The sequence below is a fragment of the Acetoanaerobium sticklandii genome, assembly GCF_000196455.1.
Taxonomy (GTDB): Bacteria; Bacillota; Clostridia; order Peptostreptococcales; family Filifactoraceae; genus Acetoanaerobium; species Acetoanaerobium sticklandii.
Map to the genome: position 1 here is coordinate 2517501 of NC_014614.1, position 13848 is coordinate 2531348.

The 13848-nt window shown below is 34.0% G+C and carries 13 protein-coding genes (1 of these 13 cut by a window edge); 11 read left to right on the forward strand and 2 right to left on the reverse strand.

Translation table 11 applies throughout. The annotated features are described in order from the left end of the window. The 3 genes from CLOST_RS12075 to CLOST_RS12085 all read left to right on the forward strand — a co-directional run. A protein-coding gene (locus CLOST_RS12075) for a GGDEF domain-containing protein (protein WP_157858304.1) crosses the window boundary here: on the forward strand, window positions 1-410 show its 3' portion. Its footprint begins 466 nt before the window's first position; only the last 410 of its 876 coding nucleotides appear in the window; the start codon falls outside the window, past its left edge; the stop codon is at window positions 408-410. 264 nt (window positions 411-674) lie between these two features. Next, window positions 675-2105, forward strand: coding sequence for a Na+/H+ antiporter NhaC (gene nhaC / locus CLOST_RS12080; protein ID WP_013362592.1), 1431 nt, complete (start codon window positions 675-677; stop codon window positions 2103-2105). A 90-nt stretch (window positions 2106-2195) separates the two neighbouring features. Then, window positions 2196-2867, forward strand: coding sequence for a metal-dependent hydrolase (locus CLOST_RS12085; protein WP_013362594.1), 672 nt, complete (start codon window positions 2196-2198; stop codon window positions 2865-2867). Between the two features lie 168 nt (window positions 2868-3035). Here CLOST_RS12085 and CLOST_RS12090 read toward each other — a convergent pair whose 3' ends face one another. After that, on the reverse strand, window positions 3036-4142 hold the full coding sequence (locus tag CLOST_RS12090) for an AI-2E family transporter (protein ID WP_013362595.1): 1107 nt from the start codon (window positions 4140-4142) through the stop codon (window positions 3036-3038). Window positions 4143-4311: 169 nt separating this feature from the next. On the opposite strand from CLOST_RS12090, the gene CLOST_RS12095 reads away from it, so the two are divergent. Beyond that, complete coding sequence (locus tag CLOST_RS12095; RefSeq protein WP_013362596.1) at window positions 4312-5418, forward strand: MGDG synthase family glycosyltransferase; 1107 nt, start codon at window positions 4312-4314, stop codon at window positions 5416-5418. 129 nt (window positions 5419-5547) lie between these two features. On the opposite strand, the gene CLOST_RS12100 is transcribed toward CLOST_RS12095, so the two are convergent. Beyond that, window positions 5548-5793: a hypothetical protein gene (locus tag CLOST_RS12100; RefSeq protein ID WP_013362597.1), complete on the reverse strand. Its 246-nt coding sequence runs from the start codon at window positions 5791-5793 to the stop codon at window positions 5548-5550. A gap of 237 nt (window positions 5794-6030) precedes the next feature. On the opposite strand from CLOST_RS12100, the gene pflB reads away from it, so the two are divergent. The 7 genes from pflB to CLOST_RS12135 all read left to right on the forward strand — a co-directional run bounded on the left by pflB (window position 6031) and on the right by CLOST_RS12135 (window position 13668). Next, window positions 6031-8274, forward strand: a complete 2244-nt coding sequence (gene pflB / locus CLOST_RS12105) for a formate C-acetyltransferase (protein ID WP_013362599.1) — start codon at window positions 6031-6033, stop codon at window positions 8272-8274. Window positions 8275-8301: 27 nt separating this feature from the next. Then, window positions 8302-9060 (forward strand): pyruvate formate-lyase-activating protein, encoded by a 759-nt coding sequence (gene pflA, locus CLOST_RS12110; protein ID WP_013362600.1) that lies wholly within the window; start codon window positions 8302-8304, stop codon window positions 9058-9060. A gap of 55 nt (window positions 9061-9115) precedes the next feature. After that, window positions 9116-9838 carry a Crp/Fnr family transcriptional regulator gene (locus CLOST_RS12115; RefSeq protein WP_013362601.1) on the forward strand — a complete coding sequence of 241 codons (723 nt, stop codon included), beginning with the start codon at window positions 9116-9118 and terminating at the stop codon, window positions 9836-9838. A 166-nt stretch (window positions 9839-10004) separates the two neighbouring features. Next, complete coding sequence (gene thrC / locus CLOST_RS12120; RefSeq protein WP_013362602.1) at window positions 10005-11066, forward strand: threonine synthase; 1062 nt, start codon at window positions 10005-10007, stop codon at window positions 11064-11066. Further along, on the forward strand, window positions 11066-11962 hold the full coding sequence (thrB, locus tag CLOST_RS12125; RefSeq protein WP_013362603.1) for a homoserine kinase: 897 nt from the start codon (window positions 11066-11068) through the stop codon (window positions 11960-11962). The genes thrC and thrB overlap by 1 nt, the downstream gene beginning before the upstream one ends. A gap of 73 nt (window positions 11963-12035) precedes the next feature. Beyond that, window positions 12036-13124: a DUF2157 domain-containing protein gene (locus CLOST_RS12130; RefSeq protein ID WP_013362604.1), complete on the forward strand. Its 1089-nt coding sequence runs from the start codon at window positions 12036-12038 to the stop codon at window positions 13122-13124. Further along, on the forward strand, window positions 13114-13668 hold the full coding sequence (locus CLOST_RS12135; RefSeq protein ID WP_013362605.1) for a GDYXXLXY domain-containing protein: 555 nt from the start codon (window positions 13114-13116) through the stop codon (window positions 13666-13668). Before CLOST_RS12130 ends, CLOST_RS12135 begins: the two co-directional genes overlap by 11 nt. Window positions 13669-13848 lie beyond the last annotated feature (180 nt).

The window sequence follows — 13848 nt, forward strand, 5'->3', positions numbered from 1 at the left end:
CAGTGTTTTTCATAGATTTGGACGACCTTAAGAAAATTAACGATACCTACGGTCACAAAATAGGTGATGAAATATTAAAGGAATTCGCTGATAGAGTATCTTTATTGATGAAAAGTGATGACTCTGAATGCTTTATAGCTAGATTGGCTGGTGATGAGTTTGTTCTTTTTAGCGAGTCAGATTCTGGAATAGAAAAGTTTGCAAATCAAGCAAATCTATTATTAGAAAAAATTCATCCCTCATTTAATATAAAAAAACATATACCGCTTAAAATCAGAGCTTCTATAGGAATTAGTATTTTCCCTCAAGACGCTATAACTGTTGACGAATTAATCGATAAAGCCGATAAAGCTCTCTACAGAGTAAAAACTTCTGGAAAAAATGGATATGAATTTTACAAACCATTATAATTGCAAACCTCAGAAAATATACTCAAATTATTAGAGTAAAATAATCTGAGGTTTGTTTATTTACAAGCATTGCGCTATGTTAAGTTCTTGTCAAATTTTTCTGTTTATTAAGTGTTAAATTGTTTGAAATTTCTAATTTATTATTGAAATTTGGACTCAATCTTGCTATACTTTACTGTAACAATGTGTCAAAAGCTTATAAGAAACGTTTTCTTTATGCTGAGTTCATTGTAATACAAACATTTTTGCAAGGGAGGAATGAAAATGAAAGAAGGCAAGGTAAAAAGAGATGCCACATTAATTGAAGCAATTATTCCTATTGTCGCACTTATTTTAGTTCTGGCACCGACTATTTTTATTTACGGTGAATCTCCACATATTCCTATAGTAGTTGGAGCTATAATTGCTGCTTCAGTAGCTATTATTCGATTAGGATATTCTTGGAGTGATTTAGAAGAAGGTGTACTTAAGACTATAAATATGGGTATGCAAGCTATTCTAATACTTATGATTATAGGAATGCTTATCGGATCATGGATTTTAAGCGGCGTTGTTCCTACTATGATTTACTATGGATTACAAATATTATCTCCAGGAATTTTCCTCGTAGCAACTGCAATAATTTGTGCTGTTGTTTCACTAGCTACTGGTTCTTCATGGACTACAGCTGGTACAGTTGGTATTGCTCTTCTAGGTGTAGGACAAGGTATGGGAATCCCAGCTCCAATAGTTGCTGGTGCTATCATATCTGGTGCATATTTTGGAGACAAAATGTCACCTCTATCAGATACTACCAACCTAGCTCCTGCTATGGCTGGTTCTACTCTATTTGACCATATTCGTCATATGGCATTTACAACTGGTCCATCTTTACTTATTGCACTTGTGCTTTATGGAATTATCGGTGCTGGTTATGCTGGAAAAGAGCTCGATACAGTTCAGATTCAAGAGATTCTAACTACATTATCATCATCATTTAATCTTAATGTTTTACTGCTTATCCCTCCAATACTTGTTATAGCGATGGTTATATTTAGAGTTCCAGCTATTCCTGGACTTATTGGTGGAGTTTTATTAGGTTGTATCTTTGCTGTGCTATTCCAAGGCGCAGACTTTAGCACTATCTTATCAGTAACTAACGACGGTTTCGTATCAGAAACTGGAGTAGTGTTAATAGATGAACTTTTAAGTGGTGGTGGTATGCAAAGTATGATGTGGACAGTTTCTCTTATCCTTTGTGCCCTTACTTTTGGTGGTATCCTAGAAACAACAGGTATGCTAAATGCAATAGCCCAAAGTATATTGAAACTTGCTGTTAATACTGGCCTATTGGTTACTGCTACAGTTCTTTCTTGTTTCACAGTTAACTTAATAACTGGAGAGCAGTATCTTTCAATAGTTATTCCTGGTAGAATGTTCAAAGACGCTTATGCTGACAGAGGATTAGCTCCTGTTAACCTTTCAAGAGCACTTGAAGACTCTGGAACTATAACATCTCCACTTATTCCATGGAATACATGCGGAGCTTTCATGACTGCAACATTAGGAATATCTCCACTTGCATATGCTCCATATGCATTCTTAAACTTAATAAATCCATTTATATCTATATTCTATGGATTCACTGGAATTACTATGATTAAAATGACTGAAGAAGAAAAAGCTGCTTACGAAGCTTCAAAAATTCACGCATAAATCTAAAATAATATAATTATTTATAGAGCTACCCTAATTAAGGGTGGCTCTTTTACCATGAAAATGGTTTTGCTCTAAGGAGGTATCTCAATGAAACTAACATATTTAGGTCATTCTGCCTTTATTATTAATACTACAAAGCACAATATAATAATAGATCCTTTCGTAAAGGATAATCCTTTGTGCAAGTTAGAGCTTTCAGAGCTTCCTAAAATTCACTATATTCTAGTTACTCATGGTCACTCTGATCATCTTGGGGATACTGTAGAAATTGCGAAACGTCACAATAGCAAAGTTATTTGTAATTTTGAAATAGCTCAGTATCTAGATAAATACAATATTAACTACCATGCTATGCATATCGGCGGAAGAGTAGCTTTAGATTTTGGAAAAGTAAAAATGACACCAGCTATTCATGGCTCATCAATAACTGAGAGTACTCATATAATCTACGCTGGTGTTGCCTGCGGATTTTTAATTGAGATTGATGGTGTTAAGCTTTACCATGCTGGAGATACAGCTTTAACCTATGATATGAAGCTCCTAGAAAGAGAAGCAATAGATTATGCTATGCTTCCAATAGGTGGGAACTTCACTATGGACTTAGAGGATTCTCTTCACGCCTTAGAACTAATTCGTCCTAAAAAAGCTATTCCCATGCATTACAACACTTTTAACCTTATAAAAGAAGATCCTACTAAGTTTAAAAGTCCTCTTTGCGAAGTAGTTATTATGAATCCCAACGAGACATTAGATATCTAAATTTGTTCTACTTAAATAGTAGTAATGACTATTTCTAATGTTTCCAATAATAAAGAAAGCAATACTTTTAATTTTTTCAGGAAATCATGTTGTTTTAAAAAATCAAAAAGCCTATGAAATATAGTTTAATAACTATTTTCATAGGCTTTTTGAGCTAGATTTATATTCTTATATTGCTTCTATATTCTTCTTTTTTAGTAATGTAACTAAAATTTTGTCCCAAAATACAAAGAAGGATTTCAGTACTGGAACTCCCATAAGCATTCCCATGGGTCCGAAAAAGCCTCCGCCTATCATAATGGCTAAAATAATATAAAATGGCGAAACTCCAACTTTATCTCCTAATATTTTAGGTCCTAGTATTATTCCATCAAACTGCTGAAGAGCAAATATAAATAGTGTTACCCAAAGAGCTTGGATTGGACTATAGAACAAGGTTATAACAATCGCTGGAACCGCTCCAATAAAAGGTCCAAAATAAGGTATCATATTGAAGATTCCAACAACTATACTAAGCAGTAAAGCAAATCTTACTTTTAATAAGGATAACCCAATGAAACATAAGATTCCAATTATCATAGAATCAATAAGTTTTCCTACAAAGAAATTAGTAAATATACGGTTTACTTCATTTCCAAAATCAATAGTCTTATCTGCATGTTCTCTTCCCATAAAAGCATAAAGGTTCTTCTTTATTCCTCTTATAAACTTTTCCTTGTCAGCTAGCAGATATACAGAAATCACTAAGCCAAGTAGCATTTTTGCAACTCCAGACGTAATACCAATAATACTGGCTACTACTCCTGTAAGAGTTAAATTCAAAAAATCAACAGCTCCATTAAATATGGAATCTAAGTTATTAAAGATATAAGTATTTATGCCAAGTTGCTCAAGTAAATCGTAGTCAAGCACCTGCCTGCTTATCCACTTTTCAGTATCATCAATATAATTAGGAAGCTTTTCAATTATTTCTGTAATATTTTTTACAATAACTGGCGTTACTATTGTAATCGCTAAAGTAAGAATCCCAACAAAAAGGATGTAAACTATAATCAAAGAAATCGGTCTTGTTATTCGATTATCCAACTTTTCAAGCGCTACCATCAAGGGATTGAGGATATAAGCTGTAGCAAATGCCCAAAAAAAAGGTGATAGTATAGCCCAAAGTATAGCTAGCTGACCTAAGAAATACTTATGATTGTCTACTATTTTGTACATTAGAAAAGCTACTAACAAAATGAAAAATATATTTAAATTATCTTTCTTAAAAAGCAATCCTATCCCTCCTAAAATCCTATATTTACTAGTATTTCTTTATTATACGACAGAAAAAATATTTTACTACTCTTTTATTCTAAATTTAATCAATTTATAATTTTTAAATCCTTCTATTCCTAGTATAATGATTATATTGTGATATTCGATAGTTAAAAAGGAGAATAATATGACTAGAAAAGTATTGATTCTTTCAGCATCTACAGGTGGAGGTCACAACCGTGCTGCCAGAGCTGTCCAAGAAGAAGTTGAAAAGCTGGGTCTAGAGTGTAAAATAGTAGATTCACTTAAATTTGTCAGCAAAATGGTAGATACTGTTATTTCAAAAGGCTATGAGACATCGGCTCTTTACACTCCAAAAGCCTATGGAGGCATGTATAGAATATCAGATACAAAAGTTATTCGTAAGGGAATGGATAAAAATCTACTGCTCAAATTTATAACTAAAAGACTTTGGAAATTAATTCAGCAGGAACAGCCTGACTATATCGTCGGAACTCATCCTTTTCCTGTTATGGCTGTATCTAAATTAAAGGAATATGGTTACACAGTGCTTCCTCTTTACTCTATCATAACTGATTACACTATTCATAGCGCTCATATTGCAAAAGAAGTAAATGCATATATAGTAGCTGATGAATATATGAAATCTCTGCTTGAAAAAGAAGGTGTTTCATCTGAACTAGTATATCCTTATGGAATACCTATAGAAAAAAGATTCCTAGAAGCCATAGATGCTCCATCCACTAGAAAAGAGTTTGATTTGAAGGATAAGTTCACGCTTATGCTCATGGGTGGCAGCTTTGGTGCTGGTAATATAATCGATGTGCTTTCTGATTTGTTAAAAATAAAAGAGGATATTCAGATTATAATTGTTTGTGGCAGAAACAGCAGCTTATACTCTAAGGTAGAGCGGTACCTTCAGACAAATAACAAAACCAAGGATATTTTACTTTTAGGCTTTACAGACAAAATGAACGCTCTAATGTCAGTAAGCAACTGCATAGTTACAAAGCCTGGTGGTCTTACAACTACAGAATGCATACTCAAAGAGCTTCCTATGATAATACCCTTTTTTATACCTGGACAGGAAAAAGACAATCTGGATTTTCTGCTTAACAATGGTCTAGCAATCAAACCAACTGGAACCTTTCCTCTAGATGTGGTTGTGAAAACTCTCTATGATTATCCCGAAAAGTTAGAGAGAATTAAAGTCTCAATGAGAATGGAAAAAAAGGAAGGGTCAGCCGAAAAAATAGCTTCATTATTTGAGTAGTAACTATTTTTACACTCATGTAAAATTACTAATGAATCACTAAAGCATACTTAATATTAAATATAAAATTAAAGCCGAGCAGATTATATGCTCGGCATTTTTTTGATAACGTGTTTTTTGGTTCACTCATTAAAACTCATAATCATCGTACCCTGGCTCATACGGGTCCTCTTCATAGTCATACTGAAAATCCTTCTGATGATTTTTAAATGCTTTAAGAGGTTTTTGCTTAAACTCATTCTTCTTCTTTGCTGAAAGCATCTTTTCCAAGTGATCTTCGAATTCATCTACTTTCTTTTTTGATTTGGCGCTTAAACTCTTGTTTCTCTTTTCCTTTAAAGCACTATAAGTTTCAAAATCAACACTATTTTTCATTTTTTGCCCCCAAAAATCCTTTCTAAGTATAAATATATAAATTAATAATTTCACTTTTATTATAAAAGAATAATCTGATAAATTCAATATTTTTTGCTATGTTTTCAACGTATTTTCCACTTAAATTTATATTTTCAAAAACTGTGATTTGAATCACTGCATTTAATTTAAAAAATGAATATAATCTATCATTATCATAATGTTTATTTTAGATACATAACTCGAGGAGATGATTATATGGAAAATTGGCAAGGGTTTAACAAAGGAGAATGGACGGAAAAGGTAGATGTAAGAAACTTTATTCAGCTTAACTATACTCCATACACTGGAGATGAGAACTTTTTATCTGAATCAACATCAAAGACAAAGCAGCTTTGGAATAAAGCAGAATCAATGATTAAAGAAGAAATACAAACAGGCAAGGTTGACATAGATACTGATAGATTCTCAAGTATAGCTGGATACGAGCCAGGGTATCTCGATAAAAACAATGAGCTTGTAGTGGGATATCAAACTGATGCTCCTTTAAAAAGAATAGTGAATCCTTATGGTGGATATAGAATGGTACATGATTCATTAGAGGCTTATGGCTTCGAAATGAATAAAGAATTAGAAAGCTCATTCAATGCTTTTAGAAAAACACATAACCAAGGTGTATTCGATGCTTACACTGATGAAATGAAAGCTGCAAGAAGCGTTGGACTACTTACTGGACTTCCAGATGCTTATGGAAGAGGCCGTATCATCGGTGACTATAGAAGAGTAGCACTTTATGGAATAGATTTTCTAAAAGCAGAAAAAATCAAAGATAGACAAAATCTAAAAGGACATGCTTGCGCTACTACTATCCAGCTAAGAGAAGATATCTCTGAACAAATCAGAGCTTTAGATGATATCAAGGCTATGGCAGCAGTTTATGGCTACGATATTTCAAAACCTGCTAAAAATGCTCAAGAAGCAGTTCAGTTCTTATATTTTGGATACCTTGCAGCAATCAAAGAAAATAATGGAGCTGCTATGTCCCTAGGAAGAAACACAGCATTTTTAGATATTTATATAGAAAGAGATATGAAAGCTGGCATCTTAACAGAAATGCAGGCTCAAGAATTAATGGACCAATTTGTAATAAAGCTAAGAATGGTAAGACATCTACGTACTCCTGACTATAACGATTTATTTGCTGGAGATCCTAACTGGATAACAGAATCAATCGGTGGAATGGGAGAAGACAATAGAACTCTAGTTACTAAAACTGCTTACAGATTCCTTCACACTCTTACTACATTAACTCCTGCTCCAGAGCCAAATATGACAGTGCTTTGGTCAGAAAATCTTCCAGAGGCTTTCAAAAAATATTGCTCAAGAATGTCAATCGAAACAGGTTCTATTCAGTACGAAAACGACGATATCATGAAGCCTATCTATGGAGATGACTATGCAATAGCTTGCTGCGTGTCTGCCATGAGAGTAGGAAAAGAAATGCAGTTCTTTGGAGCTAGAACTAATCTAGGAAAAGCTCTTTTATATGCTATAAATGGTGGAGTAGATGAGCTTAAAAAAGCTAAAAACGGTCGTCCAATCAAGCTGATAGAAGGTATTAATGCAATTACAGACGATGTACTAAACTATGATGAAGTAAAAGAAAACCTAGATAAAGTAATGGAATACCTAGCCGAGCTTTATGTAGATACAATGAATACTATCCATTATATGCATGACAAATATGCTTATGAAAAAGGCCAAATGGCTCTTCATGACAGCAAGGTGCATAGATATATGGCCTTTGGCGTTGCTGGAATTTCAATCGTTGCTGACTCTTTAAGCGCTATCAAATACGCTAAAGTTAAGCCTATCAGAGATGAGCACGGAATTGCAATAGATTTTGAAATCGAAGGCGATTTCCCTAAATACGGAAATGATGATGATAGAGTAGACCAAATAGCTGTAGATGTAGTTACAAAATTCAGTAATGAGCTAAAGAAAACTCCAACTTACAGAGATGCTGAGCATACCTTATCAGTGCTTACTATAACTTCAAATGTAGTATATGGAAAGAAAACAGGCTCTACTCCAGACGGACGTAAAGCTGGAGAGCCATTTGCTCCAGGAGCAAACCCAATGCACGGAAGAGATGAAAACGGGGCTCTTGCATCACTTAACTCTGTTGCAAAATTGCCTTACTGCGAAGTATGCCAAGACGGTATTTCAAATACTTTCTCAATAGTTCCTTCAGCACTTGGAAAACAAGAATCTGAAAGAATAAACAATCTAGTTGGAATTATGGATGGATATTTTGCACAAAAAGCCTTCCACTTAAATGTAAACGTACTAGACAGAAACTTATTAATAGATGCTATGGAAAATCCAGATAAATACCCTACTCTTACAATTCGTGTATCTGGATATGCCGTGCACTTTAACAGACTTACTAAAGAGCAAAAGCTTGAGGTTATTAACAGAACTTTCCACAAGAGTGCTTAATTTTTACTTTCGAAAGGGGATATTATGATGCAGGGCAGACTACATTCAATAGAAACTATGGGGCTAGTAGATGGCCCCGGCATTAGAACAATATTTTTTCTGCAAGGCTGTCCTCTTCGCTGTGCCTATTGTCACAATCCAGACAGTCAGAACATGTTTTCTCAAAAACATATATCTCCTGAAGAAGTACTAAAAACCGCTTCAAAATATAAAGCCTACTACAACAGAACTGGTGGAGGCGTAACCTTTTCTGGTGGAGAGCCTCTGCTTCAAGGTGAATTTTTAGTAGAAACCTTAAAGCTTTTAAAGGAAAATGGCTTTAACACAGCTATAGATACTAGTGGCTATGGAGATTCAAAATACTACGATGATATATTAAAATACACCGATGTGGTTCTACTTGATATCAAGCATTTTGACTCTCCTGGCTATAAAGCCCTAACTGGTAAACCTATGAATGGTTTTTATGAGTTTGCTTCTAAGCTAGATAGTTTTAAAGGAAAGGTATGGATTCGCCATGTAATGGTTCCAGGCCTAACAGATAACGAAACTGCTATAAATAAACTATTTCATGAAATTGCTCCTTTAGCTCATATCATAGAAAAAATAGAAGTTCTTCCCTATCATAAAATGGGACTCGAAAAATACGAAAAGCTTGGAATGACTTATACAATGGCTGACGTAGAAGAGATGAACGAAGACAAAGCTAAATACTATGAGAATCTTTTAAATAGTATGTTACTTGAAGAAAAAGAAGAAGTCCTTGCCCGCAAAAATATTATTTAGTATACTACAATATAAAGTTTGAACTTTAAACTAAATATTATTAAAGTAGGTGATTGTGATAGGCCATTGTTCTATTGGCAATACGCCATGCGAGGTATGCAAAGGCAAGGCATGTATCAAGAAAACTCCTTTATTGTCCAGTCTAAATAGACTCGAAATAGAAAAAATATCTGAAGGAGTAGTTTTCAAAGATTATAAAGCCGGAGAAACAGTTTTTTCTATAGGTGAAAAAGCTGATAAGCTATATATTGTCTGCTCTGGAAGAATGAAAATTTACAAATATCTATCTGATGGGCATGAACAGATTCTATATATATACTCTCCTGGTGATTTTATAGGGGCCTTTAACCTTTTAAAGGAAGACGAGTTTGAATTTAGTGCAGAGGCTCTTGAGGACATGACTATTAGCTGTCTATCAAAGGATACCTTTGATCAGATAATCCTAAAAAATCCTACTATTACTCTGAAGATACTAGAAAAATCCTATGAGCGAATTAAGGCTGCTGAACGACTGGTTGAAAGACTTTCTGTTAGTAGTGCTGATGCAAAGGTAGCTGGACTTTTATTAAATTTGATTAAAGATTTTGGAGCAAAAGATAGCAAAGGTATCATGCTTGGACTTTCCATAAACCGAGAAGAAATGGGAAGCTATGCTGGAATATCAAGAGAAACTATGACTAGAAAGCTTAAGCTGTTTAAAGAGTTAGGCTATATAGATTTCATAGGAAACAAGAAAATACTCATACTAAATGAACAAGCCCTAAGAGACCTACTTTAAACAAATCTTATGGCTTGTTTATTTTTTTGTCTAGACACATCTCCTGTTTATGTTATAATATTTCCATTAGTATTTTTCTAGCTTACTATTGTGTTTCAAGTAAATACGTTTTGCCAGTAAAAAACTAAATTTATAACTACGGAATATAATCAAGGGGGATATCACAATGTATAAGGGCTTAATTGATAACTACAGAGAATTTTTTAATTTTAATAAAGAAACGGTTCCTGTGACATTAAATGAAGGCAGGACGCCACTGATTCGAGCAAATAATCTAGAAACCCTTCTAGGTATAGATATAGAGCTTTATTTTAAATTCGAAGGACTTAATCCTACGGGCTCCTTTAAAGACCGTGGTATGACAAGTGCAGTTACAAAAGCTGTAGAAGATAATAGCAAGGCTGTAATTTGTGCTTCAACTGGAAATACATCTGCATCAGCTGCAGCCTATGCTGCTAGAGCAGGCCTTAGATCCTATGTCATTATCCCAGATGGAAAAATAGCTAAAGGCAAGCTGGCTCAGGCTGTAGCCTACGGCGCTACTATACTTGCAATAGATGGAAATTTTGATGTGGCGCTAGATATGGTTAAGGAAATTTCAAGCAATCATCCTATAACTATGGTAAATTCACTTAATCCTCATCGTATAGAAGGTCAAAAAACTGCTGCCTTTGAACTATGCGATGATTTAAAAGTAGCTCCAGATTATTTATTTATTCCAGTTGGAAATGCAGGTAATATCACTGCTTACTGGAAGGGCTTTAATGAATATCATAAAGCTGGAAAAATTTCGAATCTGCCTCAGCTTATGGGCTTTCAAGCATATAACAGTGCTCCACTAGTGCTTGGTCATCCAGTTTCAAATCCAGAAACTGTTGCTACAGCTATAAGAATAGGTAATCCAGCAAGTGGTGATAGAGCTCTTGCCGCTATAAAAGAGTCCAACGGAAATATAGATAGAATTAAGGATGAGGATATTTTAAAAGCGCAGTTTTTACTTTCTACATCAGAAGGAATATTTGCTGAGCCAGCTTCATGTATATCTCTAGCTGGTCTTATTAAAGCTAAAGATGAGGGCCGTGTAAACCAAGGCTCAAAAGTAGTCTGCGTATTAACTGGAAATGGTCTAAAGGACAGTGACATCATACTAGACAACCCTTATGAATACGCCACCTTAAAATCTGATTACAAGGTAATCGAGGATTATATTTTAAGGGGGAATAAATAATGTTTAAAGTAAAAGTACCTGCAACAAGTGCAAATATGGGGCCAGGCTTTGACTGCATAGGGATAGCTCTGGATTTGTACAACGAAGTAGAGGTTTATGAATCAGATAAACCACTTCATTTCATTTGGGAATGCGAGGAAGAGGAAGTTCCTGAAAAAGAAAACTTCATTTATACAAGTATGATAGATGTATTTAAGGAGCATGATTTTCCTATCCCAAATGTAAAGGTTATAGCTAGAAAATGTAATATACCAATGGTAAGAGGACTAGGTAGCAGTTCCGCTGCTATAGTAGCTGGACTAACTCTTGCCTATGCTCTTATGGGAAAAGACTTTGACAAGGATTTACTGGCTTACAAAGCCTGGGTAATAGAGGGACATCCAGATAATGTAGTTCCTTGCTTTCTAGGTGGTATGACTATTTCTGTAATGGATGAAGGAAAGCCCTACACTACTCATGTTCCTATAGAAGATAGAGTGAAATTTATGGCTGTTATTCCTCCTTACAAAACTGAAACCAAGCAAAGCAGAGAAGTTCTACCTAAAGACTACACAAGAGCAGATTGCATCCAGAATGTGTCTAGAGCTTCTATGATGATTAATGCCTTTAACTTAAAGGATTATCATCTGCTTAGAACGGCTTTTGGTGACAGGATTCATCAGCCTTATCGCTTGCCTCTTTTAAAAGATGCTACTTATGTATTTGAGCTTTTCAAAGAAAACGGTGCAATCGGAGAATTCATGAGTGGTTCAGGCTCTACACTAATGGGAGTATTTTTAGATGATTGCCAAGACAGAAAGCTTGTAATAGAGGAAAAGTTAAAAGCTATTGATCCTTTATTTAGAGTAGAATTACTAAATGTTGATAGAACTGGAGTAGTTCTTTCTAAGATTTAAATCAAATTTCAGTTTAATAGGTTTCAAATTCTCCTAAACGAGGTATCATTTTAATGAGGAAGAAGGTGAAACTATGGACACTGAAAAACGCAAGCTATCAAAATCCCACTACAATTTTTTATCATCTGAGCTTAAATATTTGAATAATAAGCAAATACTAACTGAATCTCAGGTTCAAAGCTCTCTAGCTATGTATGAAGCTCATTCACCCTATAGCTTTACTAGAGTTATCTTAAGTATAGCCTCAGTGCTGATTGGACTAGGTATTTTAACGTTTATCGCTAGTAACTGGGAAGATTTAACTGCATGGTTTAAATTTATTTTAGTACTAATTTTTCTAGCTTTATCTAGCTTTGCTTCACTTGCAACTGAAGAGAGCTATCCTAAAACCTCCAGAAGCTTACTATATTTGAGCATTCTTATATTTGGAGGAGGAATATTTTTAATTCAGCAGATATTCAACTTAACTTTTCAAAGTACGGCTGAGCTTCTAATTTGGGGACTTGCTATACTTCCTATAGCTATAGTCTACAAAGATTTGGTTATACTAGTTGCATCTCAAATGCTTATATTTTCATTTTTAGTAACCTATGATATGCCTATTTTTGCTTTGATTTTACTCTTTGGTATATATTTCGCTTTATACCACAAACTAAATTATGCTCACGGCGAAAATTTTCTATCTAGCTTAGCTTTTGTTATATCAGCGCTTGGCTTCTTGATGACGCTAAACATAGTCTTAGAAGTAGATGAACATTTAATATTAGCAAGCTTCTTTATATTAGGCTTAATCATGGTATATCTTAAAGACATCAAACCATATGCTGTAGCTGTAATTAATTCAATCGGAGTACTTGTAATTTTAGTTTCTGGAATATTTTTAACTATAGATTCGACCTATTATCTTTTAAAGCCAAACGATGAAATGATAGCTCTAGGCTTTGCATTTTTCTACAGTTTACTTTTGTTATATTGGCTCAAAAAAGGCAAAATTTACTCCATCCTACTAATATGCAGTGTTATTCTTAGATATTATTTTGACCTTACTTTAAAATTTGCATCTAAGTCCCTCGTTTTTATAGTTGCTGGCTTAATCTTAGGAGCTTTTGGCTTCTGGTTTGAAAAGCAGCGCAGAGAGGGGGTATCTAAAGATGACTATTAAAAAATTAGATAAAAAGAAACTCCTTGCTCTTGGACTTTTATTTTTGATATTAATAGGATTTGGCTCTATTCATCTAGTTGCTGAAAATTATGGAAAATCCTTATATCTTGAAACTGTTCCTTACGACCCAGTTGATTTGTTTAGAGGAGATTATGTAAATTTGCAATATGAAATTGAAAATCTCGATATGGATTTAGTTGACAAATCTATGTATGAAAAGGTAAATGAATCTGGAAATATCTATTATAAAATACACGACGATGCTGGATATCTAATATATGAAGAAGATTCTAATCCTCTTAAGGCCATATCCCTTGTCCCTGATAGACCTAGTGGTTCAAATTATATTAAAGCAAAGCTTTTCTATATAGATGAATATGCTAAGAAGGCAAGACTGAGCATCGGATTAAATAGATTTTATGTGCCCGAGGGAACTGGAACTGAGCTTGAGAATTTATCAAGACAAGGTAGCCTAGTTGTAGAAATTAAGAAACAAGGACCTTTCTATACACTGAAAGATATTTCAAGGATAGAAGAAAAATAGAATGAATGATATTTTAAAATATACTCTCAAAATTGATATTGTAATCTAAATTACTTATCTATTTTGAGAGTTTTTTAGTAAGTACTCTAGTAAAATCAAAATACTTTATGTAAAGTACTTCTTCTTAATTTAATTGTAAACCTATTAATTTTATAGGTTGACTATGTATTGTTAATCTCT